Below are 16,526 nucleotides of genomic sequence, written 5' to 3'. Positions count from 1 at the left end.
TCGGGAAGGGGCGGGGCGGGGAAAGAGACCCCGCCCCGCCCGACCGCATATTTAGGAGCATCCGTGAGCAGCAACACCGGCGATGTCCGCCTCTGGGGCGGCCGGTTCGCCGACGGCCCCGCCGAGGCCCTGGCCAATCTGTCCGCCTCGGTCCATTTCGACTGGCGTCTGGCCCCGTACGACATCGCGGGCTCCCGCGCCCACGCACGCGCGCTGAACAAGGCGGGCCTGCTCACCGCGGACGAGCTGGACCGCATGCTCGCGGGCCTGGACCGGCTCGAACAGGACGTGGCGTCGGGCGACTTCGTGGGCACCGTCGCCGACGAGGACGTGCACTCCGCGCTGGAGCGCGGCCTGCTGGAGCGACTCGGCCCCGACCTCGGCGGCAAGCTGCGGGCGGGACGGTCCCGCAACGACCAGATCGCCACGCTCTTCCGGATGTTCCTGCGTGACCACGCCCGGATCATCGGCGGTCTGATCGCCGAGCTCCAGGGCGCACTGGTCGGCCTCGCCGAGGCCCACCCGGACGTCGCGATGCCGGGCCGTACGCACCTCCAGCACGCCCAGCCCGTCCTCTTCGCCCACCACGTGCTGGCCCACGTCCAGTCCCTGTCCCGGGACGCCGAGCGGCTGCGTCAGTGGGACGATCGCACGGCAGTGTCTCCGTACGGTTCCGGCGCGCTCGCCGGCTCCTCGCTCGGTCTCGACCCGGAGGCGGTCGCCGCCGACCTCGGCTTCGAGCGCGGTTCCGTCGCCAACTCCATCGACGGCACGGCCTCCCGTGACTTCGTCGCCGAATTCGCGTTCATCACCGCGATGATCGGCGTGAACCTCTCCCGGATCGCGGAGGAGGTCATCATCTGGAACACGAAGGAGTTCTCCTTCGTCACCCTGCACGACGCCTTCTCCACCGGCTCCTCGATCATGCCGCAGAAGAAGAACCCGGACATCGCCGAGCTGGCCCGCGGCAAGTCCGGCCGGCTGATCGGCAATCTGACGGGCCTGATGGCCACGCTGAAGGCCCTCCCGCTCGCGTACAACCGCGACCTCCAGGAGGACAAGGAACCGGTCTTCGACTCCTGCGACCAGCTCGAAGTCCTGCTCCCCGCCTTCACCGGCATGATGGCCACGCTGACCGTCAACCGCGAGCGCATGGAGGAGCTGGCCCCGGCGGGCTTCTCGCTCGCCACCGACATCGCCGAGTGGCTGGTCAAGCAGGGCGTCCCGTTCCGCGTCGCGCACGAGGTCGCGGGCGAGTGCGTCAAGGAGTGCGAGCAGCACGGCATCGAGCTCGACGAGCTCACCGACGAGCAGTTCGCGAAGATCTCCGAGCACCTCACCCCCGAGGTCCGCACGGTCCTCGACGTGGCCGGTGCGCTCGCCTCCCGCAGCGGCCGCGGCGGTACGGCCCCTTCGGCCGTCGCCGTCCAGCTCGCCGAGGTCAAGGCGGACCTCGCCGTCCAGCAGGCGTGGGCCACCGCGAAGGACTGACGGCGCGCAGAAGATCTCAGGGCGGGGAGCGGTTGTACGCTCCCCGCCTTTCGGTTTTCCCGGGCTGCGTTACGTTGACGGTGAGCGCACCCGACCGACGAGGAGCCCACGATGCCTTTCGCCCGGCTGGCCACAGCGACGACTCCGACCGCCCACATCGGGCTCGGCCTGGCGGCGGTCGGCAGGCCCGGCTACATCAACCTCCACCGCGACCGCGATCTGCCCGGGGACCGCAGCGTCGAGGCGCTGCGCGAGCGCACCCATGAGCTGCTGGACGCCGCCTACGCACAGGGCGTCCGCTACTTCGACGCGGCCCGCTCCTACGGCCGTTCGGAGGAGTTCCTCGGCGAGTGGCTGACGGCGCACCCCGACGTGCGCGATGTCGTCATCGGCAGCAAGTGGGGCTACACCTGCACCGCCGGCTGGAGCGTCGAAGCCGAGGCGCACGAGGTCAAGGACCACAGCCTCGCCGCGTTCGAACGCCAGCGCGCCGAGACCGACGCACTGCTCGGTGACCGGCTCGACCTCTACCAGATCCACTCGGTCACCGCGGACAGCCCGGCCCTCACCGACAAGGAGCTGCACGCGCGGCTCGCCGCCCTCGCCGCCGACGGGGTCAGCGTCGGTCTGTCCACCAGCGGACCGGGCCAGTCCGACGCCATCCGGGCCGCCCTCGCCGTCACGGTCGACGGCGAGCCGCTCTTCCGTACGGTCCAGGCCACCTTCAACGCCCTGGAGACCTCGGCCGGATCGGCGCTCGCCGAGGCCCATGAGGCCGGGCTCACCGTGATCGTCAAGGAGGCCATGGCCAACGGCCGGCTCGCCGGATCGGAGGCCCCGGCGCTGGTCCGGGAGATCGCCGCCGGGGCCGGTGTGGGCAGCGACGCGGTCGCCCTGGCGCTCGTACTGCACCAGCCGTGGGCCGGTGTGGTGCTCTCCGGCGCGGCGACCGTCGACCAGCTCGCCGGGAACCTGCACGCTGCCGTCGTCGACCTCGACGAGGAGCGGCGCGGCCTGCTCGACGCGCTGGTGGAGGAGCCGGAGGCGTACTGGCGTCGCCGCGCCGCGCTGCCGTGGAGCTGAACGAGCCGTCGGACGTGTCTGTCACATCACCGGGGTCCGGTTCGTCATCGCAGTGACGGAACACTACGGAGGAATGTGACTGTGTACGGAAACGAGTTCCTGGCCGAACGCTTCGAGGAGAACCGGACTCAGCTGAAGGCCGTGGCCTACCGGATGCTCGGCTCGGCCGGTGAGGCGGAGGACGCCGTCCAGGAAGCGTGGATCCGGCTCAGCCGCTGCGACAGCCGGGCGATCGAGAACCTGGGCGGCTGGCTGACGACGGTCGTCGGGCGGGTGTGCCTGGACATGCTCCGCACCCGCCGCTCCCGCCGTGAGGAGCCCCTCGACACCGTAACGCCCGAGCCGCACGCCTGCGGACCGGTGCTCGGCGCCCAGCGGGATGCGGACCCCGAGCAGCAGGCCGTGATGGCCGACTCGGTCGGTCTCGCGATGCTGGTCGTGCTCGAAACGCTGGACCCCGCCGAGCGGCTCGCCTTCGTACTGCACGACATGTTCGCCGTGCCCTTCGACGAGATCGCCCGCGTCGTGGACCGCACCCCGGCCGCCGCCCGGCAGCTCGCCAGCCGGGCCCGGCGCCGGGTGCAGGGCGTGGACCCGGCCCCGGACCCCGATCTCACCCGCAAGCGCGAGGTCGTCGACGCCTTCCTGGCCGCCGCCCGCGGCGGGGACTTCGAGGCCCTCGTCGCCGTGCTCGACCCGGACGTCGTGGTGCGGTCCGACACCGGCGCCGGTGGTATCGGTGCGTCGGCCCAGGTGCGGGGCGCCGCTGCCGTGGCCCGTCAGGCGATGATGTTCGCGCCGTTCGCCCGCTCCTCGCGGCGGGCACTGGTCGACGGGGAGCCGGCCGTCATCTCGACGCGCGAGGGCGGGCGGTTCTCGGTCATGGTCTTCACGATCGCGCGGGGGAAGGTCGTCGAGATGTCCGTCATCAACGACACGGCCCGCCTTCCCGGCCTCGATCTCACCGTCCTCAACGACTGACCCGCGGCGGATGGCCGGGCGACGGGCTCACTCCCCGCCGCTGCGGCCGTCCGCCCACGCGGCCAGCGTCTCGAAATCGGCCGGAAGCAGTCCGGTCCGCGGATCGATCCACAGAAGCAGCGTCTCGGCGGTCCCCTGCCCCGATATCCACGCCCGGTCCTGCTCGGTGATCTCGTCGTCGATCCAGGCGAACGGCCGCCCGGCCGCGTACTCCACGACGTACTGCGTCTTCCAGTACGTACCCTGCGGCGCGCCGCCGTGCATCGCCGGCCAGTCGATGTACGGCAGCGGGGGCAGTCCCAGGTGCGGCCCGATCCACACGTTGGCCTCGTCCTTCCAGGTCGTCGCCCAGACCAGTTCGTAACGCCCGGCGAGCGCCAGCAGCGCCCGGCCGTGGTCCGGATTGAGCAGGACGGGCAGCGCCGGCCCGTAGTCCCAGCCCACCGGCCGCATCCGGTGCCGCGCGTAGCCGTGCGGGATCCGTCGGTCTGCCAGTGCCACGTACGGATTGAGCGGACCGTCGATGTCGATCAGCAGCAGCGGCTTCATGCCGACATCGTGCTCTCTTCCTTCCGCCGGAGGCGACGCCTTTCCGATGAGACGTTCATGTCTCATATGGGTTATCGTCGTCTCATGACTCTCGACCGTGAGCGGGTGCTGCGCAGCGCCGCCGCCCTGCTGACCCGCAAATCGACCGCCACCATGGACGAGGTCGCCAGAGCCGCAGGCATCGGCCGCGCCACCCTGCACCGGCACTTCGCCGGACGGGACGCCCTGGTCAGAGCCTTGGAGAAACTGGGAATCCAGGAGTTCGAAGCGGCTCTGGACGCCGCCGCGCTCGACGAGGGCAGCGCCGAGGAAGCGCTGCGCCGGCTCGTCGCGGCCGTCGAGCCGAGCGCCGGACTGCTCTCCTTCCTCGTCACCGAGAACCAGCTCTTCGAGGGCGACGAGGTGAACGAGGGCTGGAACCGGCTCGATGCCCGGGTCGCCGCCTTCTTCCGGCGCGGCCAGGAGCGCGGCGAGTTCCGCATCGACCTCACCCCCGCCTGGCTGACCGAGGCCCTCTACGGACTCATCTCCACCGGCGCCTGGGCCGTACAGGCGGGCCGGGTCGCCGGGCAGGACTTCCAGTACATGATCGTCGAGTTGCTGCTCGGCGGCGCACGCCGGAGCGTGGAGCAATGAGCAGTCTCGAACAGCACACGGAAAGCTCCCATGAGCTGCGCCGCCCGGGGCGGTGGATCGCTCTGGCCGTCCTCGTTCTCGCCGTGCTGCTCGTGGCCGTGGACGCCACCGTCCTCGGCCTCGCCACCCCTTTTCTCACCGAGGACCTCAAGCCGTCCGGCACCCAGCTGCTCTGGATCGGTGACGTCTACTCCTTCGTCATCGCCGGGCTCCTCGTCTCCATGGGCAGCCTCGGTGACCGCATCGGCCGCAAGAAGCTGCTGCTGACCGGTGCCGTCGCCTTCGGCGCGGTCTCCGTGCTCAACGCGTACGCGAGCACCCCCGAGATGATGATCCTGGCGCGGGCGCTGCTCGGTGTCGCGGGCGCCACCCTGATGCCGTCCACGCTCGCCCTGATCCGCAACCTCTTCCACGATCCGCGCGAGCGCAGTTTCGCCATCGGTATCTGGGGGGCCATGGCCTCTGCGGGCGCGGCCGTCGGCCCCGTCGTCGGCGGGTTCCTCCTGGAGCACTTCTGGTGGGGCTCGGTCTTCCTGATCAACCTGCCCGTCATGGCCGTCCTGGTGGTCGTCGGCGTCAGGATGATCCCCGAGTCGAAGAACCCGGCACCGGGCCCCTGGGACCTGGGCAGCGTGGCGCTCTCCTTCATCGGCATGATCGGAGTCGTATACGCCGTCAAGGAGCTGGCCGCGCACGGCGTGAGCTGGGGCGTCGCCGTCGTGGGCATCGGGGGCCTGGCCGCGCTCTGCTGGTTCGTACGCCGGCAGCTCACGCTCCCCGCGCCCCTGCTGGACATGCGCCTGTTCCACCACCGGGGATTCTCGGGCGCGGTCCTCGCCGATCTGCTGACCATCCTCGGCCTCTCCGGGCTGGTCTTCTTCCTCTCCCAGTTCCTGCAACTGGTGCAGGGACGCGGACCGTTGGAGGCCGGGCTCGCCGAACTGCCCGCAGCCGTCGGTGCGGTCACCGCCGGCCTGATCGCCGGTGTGGCGGCCCGGCGTCACTCGGTACGGTCGGTGGTGTCCGGCGGTCTCGGGGCGATCGGCCTGGCGCTCGCCGCGGTCGTCCTGATCCACCAGGAGACCGCCTATCCGCTGATCGGCGCGCTGCTGCTGGTCGTGGGCGTCGGCGCGGGCTTCGCCTTCACCGTCACCTCCGATGTGATCCTCTCCAGCGTCCCGAAGGAGCAGGCGGGCTCCGCAGGCGCGGTCTCCGAGACGGCGTACGAACTCGGCGCGGCCCTCGGCATCGCCCTGCTCGGCTCGATCGTCACCGGCGTCTACCAGGACTTCGTCACCCCGAGGGGCGTCCCGGCCGCCAACGCCACCGCGGCCCATGAATCACTCGGCGGCGCCGTCGAAGCGGCCCACGGCCTTCCGGCGCAGCAGGCGAGCGCACTGGTCTCCGCGGCACAGGAGTCGTTCGTCGACGGACTGCGGCTCGCCGCGGGTGTCGGCGCGGCCGTCCTGCTGGCGACGGCTGGCGCCGCCTGGTTCCTGCTGCGCGGGCAGAAGCTGGAGGAAGGCATCGTGCACCAGTAGGCGCCGTGGCTTGCGCCCTGGGCCGAACGAGTGGTGATGACATGCGCAAGGGCCCGTACCGCCAACCGGGGTACGGGCCCTTGCACATGTCATGCGCGGCGCTTCAGCTCACGCGGCCTTGGCCTTCGTCGCATACATGTCGACGTACTCCTGACCGGACAGCCGCATCACCTCGGCCATCACGGAGTCGGTCACCGCCCGCAGCACATAGCGGTCGCGGTCCATGCCCTCGTAGCGGGAGAACTCCATCGGCGCGCCGAAACGGACCGTCACCTTGCCGGGGCGGGGCAGACCGGCACCACCGGGCTGCAGCTTGTCCGTGCCGATCATCGCGAAGGGCACCACCGGCGCGCCCGTCATCAGCGTCAGCCGCGCGATGCCCGTACGGCCTCGGTAGAGGCGGCCGTCGGGGGAGCGGGTGCCCTCCGGGTAGATGGCGAAGGCCTTGCCCTCCTCCAGCACCCGACGGCCCGTCATCAGCGCCGCGACACCGCCGCGGCCGCCGTCGCGGTCCACCGGGATCATGCCGCAGCCCGTGAAGAACCAGGCCATCGCCCGGCCCTTGAGCCCCTTGCCCGTCACGTACTCGTCCTTGCCGATGTAGTAGACCGGCCGGTCGCAGCAGATCGGCATGATCATCGAGTCGATGAACGTCAGATGGTTGCCCGCGAGGATCACCGGACCGTCCCCGGGAATGTTCTCCACACCTTCCACCTGGGGGCGGAACATCAGACGCAAGATCGGTCCGAGCACTGCCTTGATGAGTGCGTGTCGGGACAACGGTTCCTCCGGTGTAGTGGCCTGGCCGGCCGAGGTGCGGGATCGTGACGGTCCATGCAGGTGAGGACGATACTCGCGGGTACTCGCCGATCGCACATCGGGTTCATCGAGCAGATACGCAGTGTTGACGTGAGTTTCCGCCATGTTCGTCCAGGAGCTGCTCTTCCGACGGTACGGCTGCCTACGCTCGGCTCTCGCCCGACAGGTGCCAGACATCACACGCGAGGAGCATTCATGACTGAGCGCGCACAGGCAGGTCCCGGCCGCAGAACCCTGCTGGGGGCGGGGGCCGCGGCGCTGGGCACGGCCGCCCTGGGGCTGTCCGGCGGCCAGGCCGAAGCCGCGGGCAGGACCGGCCGGAACCCCTCCGAGCGGTCCGGCGGGCACGGCTTCCGTCTCGACCTGCCGGTGCCCACAGTCATCGGACACCGCGGCACCAGTGGCTACCGCCCCGAGCACACCCTCGGCTCCTACCAGCTGGCCCTCGACATGGGCGCCCACATAGTCGAGCAGGACCTGGTACCGACCAAGGACGGCCATCTCGTCTGCCGTCACGAGAACGACATCACCGCCACCACCGATGTCTCCGACCACCCCGAGTTCGCGAGCCGCAGGACGACGAAGAGCGTCGACGGCGTCTCCCTCACCGGCTGGTTCACCGAGGACTTCACCCTCGCCGAGCTCAAGACGCTCCGCGCCAAGGAGCGCATCCCCGGCACCCGCCAGAAGAACACGCTCTACGACGGCCGCTGGGAGATCCCCACCTTCGAGGAGGTGCTGCGCTGGGCCGACCGCGAGGGACGCAGGCGCGGAAAGCCGGTCTGGCTGTACGTCGAGACCAAGCACCCCACGTACTTCCGCGGCCTCGGCCTCGGACTCGAAGAGCCCCTCGCCAAGCTGCTGCGCCGCTACGACCGCCACCGCAAGCAGTCGCCGCTCATCCTCCAGTCCTTCGAGCCCGGCAGCGTCCAGCGGCTGTCGAAGCTCGTCGCCACCCCGCGCGTCGTCCTGCTCTCCGGCGCGGGATCGCGGCCGTGGGACTTCGTGGCCTCCGGTGACCCGCGCACCGTCGACGACCTGGTGAAGCCCGAGGGCCTGAAGTGGATGTCCTCCTTCGCCCAGGGCATCGGGCCCACCCTGGACCTGATCATCCCCAAGGACGCCACGGGCCGGCTCGCCGCACCGACCGCTCTGGTGAAGGACGCGCACGCCCAGGGCCTGGTCCTGCACCCGTACACCATGCGCAACGAGAACACCTTCCTGCCCGCCGACTTCCGGCGCGGCACGGACCCCAACGCCTACGGCGACGCGTTCGGCGCGTTCCAGGCGTACTTCGCGACGGGCATCGACGGGATCTTCTCCGACAACCCGGACACCGCTCTCCTCGCCGCGGTGGACTTCGCCGCGAAGTGACACCGGCGTCAGCACCCGGCCGGGACGTGCCCCGGTCGGGTGGTGCTCGCCGGGTACGGCAACCGCCCGTCGCCGCAGGCGCGTCGGCCGGTGCATGACCCTTCTCGATCTTGCTCCCGCAGTGACTCCCGCCGCGCCCGCCGCAGCGACTCCCGCCACTCCTGCCGCCGTTGTCCACGCCCTGTATCCGCTGGTGAGCGCCGAGGCCACGGCGGAGGCGGCCGCCTCGGCGACGGGCGCGGCGATCGAATCCGCCGATCTCGAACAGGCCGTCTGGCTGCGGCTGCTGGAGCGGCTCGCACAGCACGGGCCGCCGCCGGACACGGCGCGCTGGGTGCGGGACGCCGTACGGGCGGAGGCCCGCCGGGCCCGCCGTACCACCCGGCACGAACGCCCCTACCGTGACGAGACCTCGGCCGATCCGGCCGGGGGCTGCCCCGAGCGGATCGCCGTCGGGGCCGACGAACGCCGGGCGCTGCGCGCCGCGGTGGACCGGCTGCCCGGCCGGTGCGCCGGGCTGCTCGCGGCGATGCTCGCGCCCGGTGATCCCACCTACCGGGAAATCGCAGGGAAGTTGGGTATCTCACAGGGGAGTTTGGGTCCGGTCCGTTCCCGATGCCTTGGATGTCTGCGCAGAATGCTCGCGGCGGAGGTTGTAGCTCCTGAACTGTGGGGAAAGGAGCGTTAGACAACCGGTGGATCAGGTGGGCGGAGGCATGCGCAGATGGGCATGAGCGTGATCATCTCGGCGGCGACGGCACAGGACGCCGAACAGGTCTTGAAACTTCAGTACCTCTGCTTCCAGAGCGAGGCGGAACTGTACGGGAACTACCGGATCGACCCGCTCGTCCAGACCCTCGATTCGGTGCACGCGGAGATCGCCACGAATCTGGTGTTCGTGGCGCGGCTGGGTGACGAAGTCGTCGGTTCCGTACGGGCGTCCGCCGATCAGGACGGCACCGGGGAGATCGGAAGGCTCTGCGTGCACCCGCGGCTCCAGGGGCACGGTCTCGGCGCCCGGCTGCTGCGGGCCGCCGAGTCGGGACTCGTCGACGAGCGGTCGGCCATCCGCTTCCGGCTGCACACCGGACACCGCAGCGAGAGCAATCTGCGGCTCTACCGGCGTGCGGGTTACGCCCCCGTAGGCAACGAGACCGGTCAGGACGGCGTCCGGATGATCCTGTTGGAGAAGGACGCGACCGCACCCGCCTACGTGGCCAGCGCGTAGCACCGGTCACACGCTCTTCGCCGGTCCTACGCGGTCTTCGCGCGGCGCAGCCACATCATCCCGGTGATCGGCAGGATCACCGGGATGAACAGGTAGCCCATGCCGAAGTCCGACCAGACGGTGGCGTCCGCGAACGCCGAGGGCTCCACCATCGTCCAGGTCCCCACGACCAGCACGCCCAGCAGCTCGGCGCCGCAGCACACCAGTGCCGACCTGCGCGCCTTCTCGCCACCGCGCACCAGTGAGTACGTGATGAATCCGTACACGGCGGCGGCGACGGCCGACAGCACATAGGCGAGCGGTGCCTTGTCGAAGTCCAGGATCATCTGGACGATCGAGCGGGAGGCCGCCGCCACGGTGAACACCCCGTAGAACCAGACCAGTACCCGGCCAGGACCGGTGCCGAGGTCGAAGGGCTGCCTGCCGCCGGTGGCCGCTGCGGGGGTGCGATCGGTGTCGGTCACGGTCAGTTTCCCCAGATGTCGTAGAGCCGCACTTCGAGGACGGCCAGCACGACCGCGCCCGCCGACACCGTCACCGAACCCCACCGGGTCCGCTCGGTGAGCGACAGGAATCCGGCCGCGGGCACGGCGAGGAATGCGCCGGCCAGATACGCGATGAAGATCGTCATGCCCTGCTCGGGCCGTTCGCCCCGGGACAACTGCACGATGCCCACCACCAGCTGGGCCAGCGCCAGCAGCGAGACCACGGCCATCCCGATGAAGTGCCAGTCCTTGGTCGGCTGGTCCCGGTATGCGGCGAAACCGCACCAGGCGGTGAGGGCGAGCGCGGTCACGGCGACCGCGACCGTCAGGGCGTCAAGCATGAGGCGAGGGTATTACGGACCAAAAGGCCCCCTGCGTGCGCCCCCGCACCCAGGGCCCCGCACCCAGGGGACCCGGCCCGTGGGCGAGGCCCTAGGGTCGATGACCATGAAGATCCAAGCCGAAGCCCTGCTGTTCGACAACGACGGAACACTGCTCTCCTCGATCGAGTCGGTGTACCGCTGCTGGACCCGGTGGTCCCAGGAGCACGGGATCACGGCGGAGGACTTCCAGGGCGTCGAACTGCACGGCCGGACGGCCGGTGAGATCATCGCCGAACTGCTGCCCGCGGACCGGGTCGAGGCGGCCCTGGCCCGTATAGAACAGCTGGAGGTCGAGGACGCCCCCGGCGGAGTCGTGATCCTGCCCGGCACCAAGGAACTGCTCGGTGCGCTGCCCGCGGACCGCTGGGCCGTCGTCACCTCCGCCACCCGGCGGCTTGGCGAGGCCCGGCTGCGCGAGGCGGGGATCGACTTCCCCCTGATGGTCGCCGCCGAGGACGTCACCCGGGGCAAGCCCGACCCCGCGCCCTATCTCCTGGCCGCCGAGCGGCTCGGCGTCGACCCGGAGCGCTGCGTGGTCTTCGAGGACGCCCCGGCAGGGCTGCGGGCCGGACGGGCGGCAGGCATGAAGACCGTGGCCTTGGCCACAACACATGACCGCTCCGAGCTGGACGCGGATGTCGTCATCGATGACCTCTCCGCCGTATCGGTGCAGGTCACAGCCCTCGGCATGGAAATCACCACGGTCGGCTGAACTGGCTCGCACCGCCATCCACGGTCGTCCGCTATTCGGACAGGCGGGTCGGGCGGAACATTACGTCTGTTTTACTTGGCCCATGACCACGACGAGCAACCGCACCCTTGCGACCGAGGCGATCACGACGCCCGGTGCTCGTTGTATGTGTCGAATGCGCGCCTTCTGAGGGCCCCCGCCTGAGTCTCGCGCCCCGAAGCGAGACCGAGCCCGAGCCGTCCGCACCCCGCGGAACGAGCCTGCCCGAGCACCGCTGCCCCGGCCGACCGCCGCATCCAGCCGTGCGTCCCCACAGTCTCATCACACGAATGCCCCGTGCCCGGCGGACACCGCGCCGCGCACTCGACAGTGACGGAAACCCCCTGTGATCACCACTTCGGGCCTCACGAAGGTCTACCGGTCGCGCGACCGCGAGGTCACCGCCCTGGACGGCGTCGACCTGCACGTCCGCGAGGGCGAGGTGTACGGCGTCATCGGACAGAGCGGCGCCGGAAAATCCTCCCTCATCCGCTGCATCAACCTGCTGGAACGCCCCACCTCCGGCACCGTGACCGTGGCCGGCCAGGACCTGACCGCCCTCGCCGGACGCGGAAGCCGGGCCGGCCGGGAACTGCGCGAGGCGCGCAGCCGCATCGGCATGGTCTTCCAGCACTTCAACCTGCTGGCCTCCCGCAACGTCCAGAACAACGTCGAACTCCCGCTGGAGATCCTCGGAGTCTCCGGCAAGGACCGCTCCCGCAAGGCCCTCGAACTCCTGGACCTGGTAGGCCTCGCCGACAAGGCCAAGGCCTACCCCGGCCAGCTCTCCGGCGGCCAGAAGCAGCGCGTCGGCATCGCCCGGGCGCTGGCCGGAGACCCCAAGGTGCTGCTCTCCGACGAGGCGACCTCCGCACTGGACCCCGAGACCACCCGCTCCATCCTCCAGCTGCTGCGCGACCTCAACCAGCAGCTCGGCCTGACCGTTCTGCTCATCACGCACGAGATGGATGTCGTCAAGACGATCTGCGACTCCGCGGCGCTGATGCAGAAGGGGCGCATCGTCGAGTCCGGCACCGTCGGCGAACTGCTCGCCACTCCCGGCTCCGAACTGGCCCACGAGCTGTTCCCCGTCGGCGGCAGGGCCACCGGCCCCGACCGCACGGTCGTCGATGTCACCTTCCACGGCGAGTCCGCCACCCAGCCGGTGATCTCACAGCTCTCCCGTACGTACAACATCGACATCTCGATCCTGGGCGCCGCGATGGACACCGTCGGCGGCAAGCAGATCGGCCGGATGCGCATCGAGCTGCCCGGCCGCTTCGAGGAGAACGTCGTCCCGATCGGCTTCCTGCGCGAGCAGGGCCTCCAGGCCGAGGTCGTCGAGCACGACGCCGCCATCCCCGTGCAGACCCCCGCACGGCTCACCAAGGAGGTGGCGAAGTGACCTGGTCCGAAATGCAGCCGCTGCTCACCCAGGGCACCATCGACACCCTTTACATGGTGCTCTGGTCCGCGGCCGTCACCGTTCTCGTGGGACTGCCGCTCGGTGTCCTGCTGGTCCTCACCGACAAGGGCGGACTGCTCCGCAACACCCCGGTGAACAAGGTCATCGGCGTGATCGTGAACATCGGCCGTTCGCTGCCGTTCATCATCCTGCTGATCGCCCTGATCCCCTTCACCACCTTGGTCGTCGGCACCTTCATCGGCCCGACCGCGATGATCGTGCCGCTCGCCGTCGGCGCCATCCCCTTCTTCGCACGGCTCGTCGAGACGGCCGTCCGCGAGGTCGACCACGGGCTCGTCGAGGCCGTCCAGTCGATGGGCGGATCCATCCCGACGATCGTCCGCAAGGTACTGCTGCCGCAGGCGCTGCCCTCGCTCGTCTCCGGCGTCACCACCACCGTCATCGTGCTCATCGGCTACTCCGCGATGGCCGGCGCGGTCGGCGGCGAAGGGCTCGGCTCCAAGGCCGTGACCTACGGATTCCAGCGCTTCGACAACCAGTTCATGCTCATCACCGTCGCGCTGCTGATCGTCATCGTGACCGTGATCCAGCTGATCGGCGACGGAGCCGTACGCCTGCTGGCCCGCCGCGGCCGCACCACCACCTGAGACCTCCTCTCCGCTCACAAGCCCGAACTCCTTGCTCGGGCGCACCACCCTCACCATCAGAAAGAGGCACTTTTCGTGCGCAAGAACATCAAGATCACCGCAGCTGCCGCCGCCACCGCCGCCCTGGCCTTCGGCCTCACCGCCTGCGGTACGTCCTCCGACCCGGCCGCCAAGAGCGAGACCGGCGCCAAGGCCGACACCTCCAAGGCGCTCGTCGTCGCCGCGTCCCCGACGCCGCACGCCGACATCCTGAACTTCGTCAAGAAGAACCTGGCGGCCAAGGAGGGCCTCAAGCTGGAGGTCAAGGAGTTCACGGACTACGTCCTGCCGAACACCGCCACCGAGAGCGGCCAGGTCGACGCCAACTTCTTCCAGCACGTGCCGTACCTCGACGACTTCAACAAGAAGAACAACACCCACATCGTCTCCGTGGGCACCGTCCACCTGGAGCCCCTCGGCCTCTACTCCAAGAAGGTCAAGACTCTCGGCGACATCAAGTCCGGCCAGACCATCGCGGTGCCCAACGACACCACGAACGAGGGCCGCGCCCTCCAGTTGCTCGCCGAGAACGGCCTGATCACCCTCAAGCCCGGCGTCGGCACGTCCGCCAAGCTGAGCGACATCACCGACAAGAAGGGCCTGGAGTTCAAGGAGCTGGAGGCCGCAACCGTGCCCCGCGCCCTGAACGACGTGGACGCCGCCGTCATCAACGGCAACTACGCCATCGAGGCCAAGCTCGAGCCCGCCAAGGACGCCCTGGTGCTGGAGAAGGCCGAGGGCAACCCCTACGCCAACATCATCGCCGTGAAGAAGGGCAACGAGAAGGACGCCCGCGTCCAGAAGCTCGTGAAGCTCCTCCACTCCGACGAGGTCAAGAAGTTCATCGAGGACACCTACCAGGGATCGGTCATCCCGGCCTTCGGTACCGACGCCAAGTCCTGACACCCGCACGGCATTTGTCCGACGAGCCCCGCACACCCCACCAGGGGGCGCGGGGCTCCGTCGTGCGGACCCGCCCATGCACAACGCGGGGCCGATGCTGCATGCTGTGCCTTTACACGGCCTTCGGCATGGAGCTGCGCATGACTTCCACCTTTCCGGACATCTCCATCAGCACGGACCGGTTGGTGCTGCGCCCCTTCGACATGGCGGACGTCCCCGCGTACATCGAGATGATGAACGACGAACTCGTCACCGCCTGGACCGAGGCCCCCTACCCGTACACCCAGGTCGACGCCGAGCGCTGGGTCCGCAGGATCGCCCCCGCACAGCGCTCCAGCGGCGACGGCATCGTCTTCGCCGTCACCGAATTCCTCACGCAGCGCCTCGTCGGCTCGGTCCGCCTGCGCAACACCGACTGGCGCACCCTCGCCACCGAGGCGGCGTACATCACCGCCCCCTGGGCACGCGGCGAGGGATACGCCACCGAGGCCGTGCTCGCGCTCGCCCAGTGGCTCTTCCGCGACCAGGGCTTCGAGCGCATCGAGCTGCGCACCGCCGCCGACAACACCGCCTCCCAGCAGGTCGCCCAGAAGCTCGGCTGCATCAGCGAGGGCGTCCTGCGCAACGCCTGCATAGCGCGCACCCGGACCGAGAACGGCACGGACGGAGGCTGGACCGACATCAGGACCGATCTGATCGTCTGGGGCCTGCTTCCCGAGGATCTCGAAGGGGTTGCCGAGCAGCTCGCCGACGCGGGTGGCTACGGCGCCTACAACGACTGGAACTGACCCCGCACAGGGGTCCTGGCGCCGCGTTGGTACGGACCGGGTAGTCTCAGGCTGCCCGTCTCTCGCGGGCATCCCCACCTGCGACAACTCCAGGAGACTGACGACAGATGGCCGATCGGGTCACCGTGATCGGCTGGGACGGCTCGCCACTGACCGGAGCGGCCACGGCCGCCCTCTCGGCCGCCACGCTCGTCGCCGGGGCCGCTCACCACCTCGCACTCCCCGAAGTCCCGGCCGACGCCGAACGGATCCGCCTGGGCTCCATCGACCTGGCCGCCCGCCGGATCGCCGGACACCGGGGCAGTGCCGTGGTCCTCGCCGACGGGGATCCCGGCTTCTTCGGAGTCGTACGCAACCTCCGCGCGCCCGAGCACGGCCTCGAAGTCGAAGTGGTGCCCGCCGTGTCCTCCGTCGCCACCGCCTTCGCCCGCGCCGGAATGCCGTGGGAGGACGCCCAGATCGTCGTCGCCCACCCCCGCACCCTGCGCCGCGCCGTCAATGTCTGCCGCGCCCACCACAAGGTCGCCGTCCTCACCTCGCCCGGCGCCGGCCCCGCCGAACTCGCCCTGCTCCTCGAAGGCGTCCACCGCACCTTCGTCGTCTGCGAGGAACTCGGCACCGCACGCGAACAGGTCAGCGTCCTCACCTCCGACAAGGCCGCCGACCACGTCTGGCGCGACCCCAACGTCGTGATCGTCATCGGCGGCGGCCCCGAACCGCAGGCCACCGGCGCCTGGATCGCCGGCCGGAACCCCGCCCAGCCCCCGGGCGTACGCGGCTGGGCACTGCCCCCCGAGGCCTACCCGGGCGGCGCCATCGGCACCGGGGACGAGAGCGGCGAGGGCGAGTCCCCGGGGCTGCGCGCCGCCCAACTGGCCGCCCTGGGCCCCCGTACCGGAGACCTCCTGTGGGACATCGGCTCCGGCAGCGGGGCCCTGGCCGTGGAGGCCGCCCGATTCGGGGCGGCCGTCCTGGCGGTGGACAGCGACCCGGCGGCCTGCGCCCGCACCGCGGCGGCCGCCCGGTCCTTCGCCGTCCAGATCCAGGTCGTCGAGGGCCGGGCGCCCCATGTGCTGGAACGGCTGCCGGAGCCCGATGTCGTACGCATCGGGGGCGGGGGAGCACCCGTCGTCACCGCCGTCACCGAACGCCGCCCGGAGCGCATCGTGACCCACGCGTCGACGCGCGACGAGGCCGAGGCGCTCGGCGCGGCGCTCACCGGGAACGGGTACACCGTCAGGTGCTCGCTCCTCCAGTCCGTCGAACTCGACACGGCCGCATGGTCGGAGCGCGAACGCTCGGTCGTGTTCCTGCTCTCGGCGCTGCGTTCGGACCTCGCCCCCTGACCCGTCGGCGTACGGCGCGAGGTAGGCTGGCCGATCGTTGCACCGCGGCTGGACGTTCGTCGCTTCGTTCGTCAATG

18 protein-coding genes are annotated in these 16,526 nt (G+C 70.3%); 14 read left to right on the top strand and 4 right to left on the bottom strand.

Annotated elements, in window-relative coordinates; translation table 11 throughout:
* The first annotated feature begins 63 nt into the window (after positions 1-63).
* From argH to OG507_RS07415, 3 genes are all read left to right on the top strand, one after another.
* On the top strand, positions 64-1,491 hold the full coding sequence (gene argH, locus OG507_RS07425; RefSeq protein ID WP_327366343.1) for an argininosuccinate lyase: 1,428 nt from the start codon (positions 64-66) through the stop codon (positions 1,489-1,491).
* Between the two features lie 111 nt (positions 1,492-1,602).
* Positions 1,603-2,574, top strand: a complete 972-nt coding sequence (locus OG507_RS07420) for an aldo/keto reductase (protein ID WP_327366342.1) — start codon at positions 1,603-1,605, stop codon at positions 2,572-2,574.
* An 81-nt stretch (positions 2,575-2,655) separates the two neighbouring features.
* The gene (locus OG507_RS07415; protein ID WP_327371887.1) at positions 2,656-3,555 is read left to right on the top strand and encodes a sigma-70 family RNA polymerase sigma factor; all 900 of its coding nucleotides are present in this window, start codon (positions 2,656-2,658) and stop codon (positions 3,553-3,555) included.
* A gap of 27 nt (positions 3,556-3,582) precedes the next feature.
* Here the strand turns inward: OG507_RS07415 and OG507_RS07410 are convergent, their stop codons facing one another.
* Positions 3,583-4,104, bottom strand: a complete 522-nt coding sequence (locus OG507_RS07410; RefSeq protein WP_327366341.1) for a hypothetical protein — start codon at positions 4,102-4,104, stop codon at positions 3,583-3,585.
* 84 nt (positions 4,105-4,188) lie between these two features.
* Between OG507_RS07410 and OG507_RS07405 the strand changes: the two genes are divergently transcribed.
* Both OG507_RS07405 and OG507_RS07400 read left to right on the top strand, forming a co-directional pair.
* Positions 4,189-4,740, top strand: a complete 552-nt coding sequence (locus tag OG507_RS07405; protein ID WP_327366340.1) for a TetR/AcrR family transcriptional regulator — start codon at positions 4,189-4,191, stop codon at positions 4,738-4,740.
* Positions 4,737-6,281: an MFS transporter gene (locus OG507_RS07400; RefSeq protein WP_327366339.1), complete on the top strand. Its 1,545-nt coding sequence runs from the start codon at positions 4,737-4,739 to the stop codon at positions 6,279-6,281. Before OG507_RS07405 ends, OG507_RS07400 begins: the two co-directional genes overlap by 4 nt.
* 108 nt (positions 6,282-6,389) lie before the next feature.
* Here OG507_RS07400 and OG507_RS07395 read toward each other — a convergent pair whose 3' ends face one another.
* A complete protein-coding gene (locus OG507_RS07395; protein ID WP_327366338.1) occupies positions 6,390-7,061 on the bottom strand; it encodes a lysophospholipid acyltransferase family protein in 672 nt (223 codons plus the stop codon).
* Between the two features lie 234 nt (positions 7,062-7,295).
* Between OG507_RS07395 and OG507_RS07390 the strand changes: the two genes are divergently transcribed.
* The 3 genes from OG507_RS07390 to OG507_RS07380 all read left to right on the top strand — a co-directional run bounded on the left by OG507_RS07390 (position 7,296) and on the right by OG507_RS07380 (position 9,702).
* Positions 7,296-8,474 carry a glycerophosphodiester phosphodiesterase gene (locus tag OG507_RS07390; RefSeq protein ID WP_327366337.1) on the top strand — a complete coding sequence of 393 codons (1,179 nt, stop codon included), beginning with the start codon at positions 7,296-7,298 and terminating at the stop codon, positions 8,472-8,474.
* Between the two features lie 94 nt (positions 8,475-8,568).
* Complete coding sequence (locus OG507_RS07385; RefSeq protein WP_327366335.1) at positions 8,569-9,162, top strand: RNA polymerase sigma factor; 594 nt, start codon at positions 8,569-8,571, stop codon at positions 9,160-9,162.
* A gap of 36 nt (positions 9,163-9,198) precedes the next feature.
* On the top strand, positions 9,199-9,702 hold the full coding sequence (locus tag OG507_RS07380; protein ID WP_327366334.1) for a GNAT family N-acetyltransferase: 504 nt from the start codon (positions 9,199-9,201) through the stop codon (positions 9,700-9,702).
* 26 nt (positions 9,703-9,728) lie between these two features.
* On the opposite strand, the gene OG507_RS07375 is transcribed toward OG507_RS07380, so the two are convergent.
* Complete coding sequence (locus OG507_RS07375; RefSeq protein ID WP_327366333.1) at positions 9,729-10,166, bottom strand: hypothetical protein; 438 nt, start codon at positions 10,164-10,166, stop codon at positions 9,729-9,731.
* 2 nt (positions 10,167-10,168) lie between these two features.
* Positions 10,169-10,528 (bottom strand): hypothetical protein, encoded by a 360-nt coding sequence (locus tag OG507_RS07370; RefSeq protein ID WP_327366332.1) that lies wholly within the window; start codon positions 10,526-10,528, stop codon positions 10,169-10,171.
* Positions 10,529-10,634: 106 nt separating this feature from the next.
* On the opposite strand from OG507_RS07370, the gene OG507_RS07365 reads away from it, so the two are divergent.
* The 6 genes from OG507_RS07365 (at position 10,635) to cbiE (ending at position 16,449) form a co-directional block, all read left to right on the top strand.
* Complete coding sequence (locus OG507_RS07365) at positions 10,635-11,282, top strand: HAD family hydrolase (RefSeq protein ID WP_327366331.1); 648 nt, start codon at positions 10,635-10,637, stop codon at positions 11,280-11,282.
* A 364-nt stretch (positions 11,283-11,646) separates the two neighbouring features.
* The gene (locus OG507_RS07360; RefSeq protein WP_327366330.1) at positions 11,647-12,705 is read left to right on the top strand and encodes a methionine ABC transporter ATP-binding protein; all 1,059 of its coding nucleotides are present in this window, start codon (positions 11,647-11,649) and stop codon (positions 12,703-12,705) included.
* Positions 12,702-13,373, top strand: coding sequence for a methionine ABC transporter permease (locus OG507_RS07355; protein WP_327366329.1), 672 nt, complete (start codon positions 12,702-12,704; stop codon positions 13,371-13,373). Before OG507_RS07360 ends, OG507_RS07355 begins: the two co-directional genes overlap by 4 nt.
* A 75-nt stretch (positions 13,374-13,448) precedes the next feature.
* Positions 13,449-14,315 carry a MetQ/NlpA family ABC transporter substrate-binding protein gene (locus tag OG507_RS07350; RefSeq protein ID WP_327366328.1) on the top strand — a complete coding sequence of 289 codons (867 nt, stop codon included), beginning with the start codon at positions 13,449-13,451 and terminating at the stop codon, positions 14,313-14,315.
* Between the two features lie 101 nt (positions 14,316-14,416).
* Positions 14,417-15,103, top strand: a complete 687-nt coding sequence (locus tag OG507_RS07345) for a GNAT family N-acetyltransferase (protein WP_327366326.1) — start codon at positions 14,417-14,419, stop codon at positions 15,101-15,103.
* A 107-nt stretch (positions 15,104-15,210) separates the two neighbouring features.
* Positions 15,211-16,449 (top strand): precorrin-6y C5,15-methyltransferase (decarboxylating) subunit CbiE, encoded by a 1,239-nt coding sequence (gene cbiE / locus OG507_RS07340; RefSeq protein ID WP_327366325.1) that lies wholly within the window; start codon positions 15,211-15,213, stop codon positions 16,447-16,449.
* The last annotated feature ends 77 nt before the right edge of the window (positions 16,450-16,526 follow it).

The sequence above is a fragment of the Streptomyces sp. NBC_01217 genome, from assembly GCF_035994185.1.
In the GTDB taxonomy this organism is placed as follows: domain Bacteria; phylum Actinomycetota; class Actinomycetes; order Streptomycetales; family Streptomycetaceae; genus Streptomyces.
The sequence above is the reverse complement of the archived record's forward strand: the minus strand, read 5'-3'. Positions and strand labels throughout refer to the sequence as shown.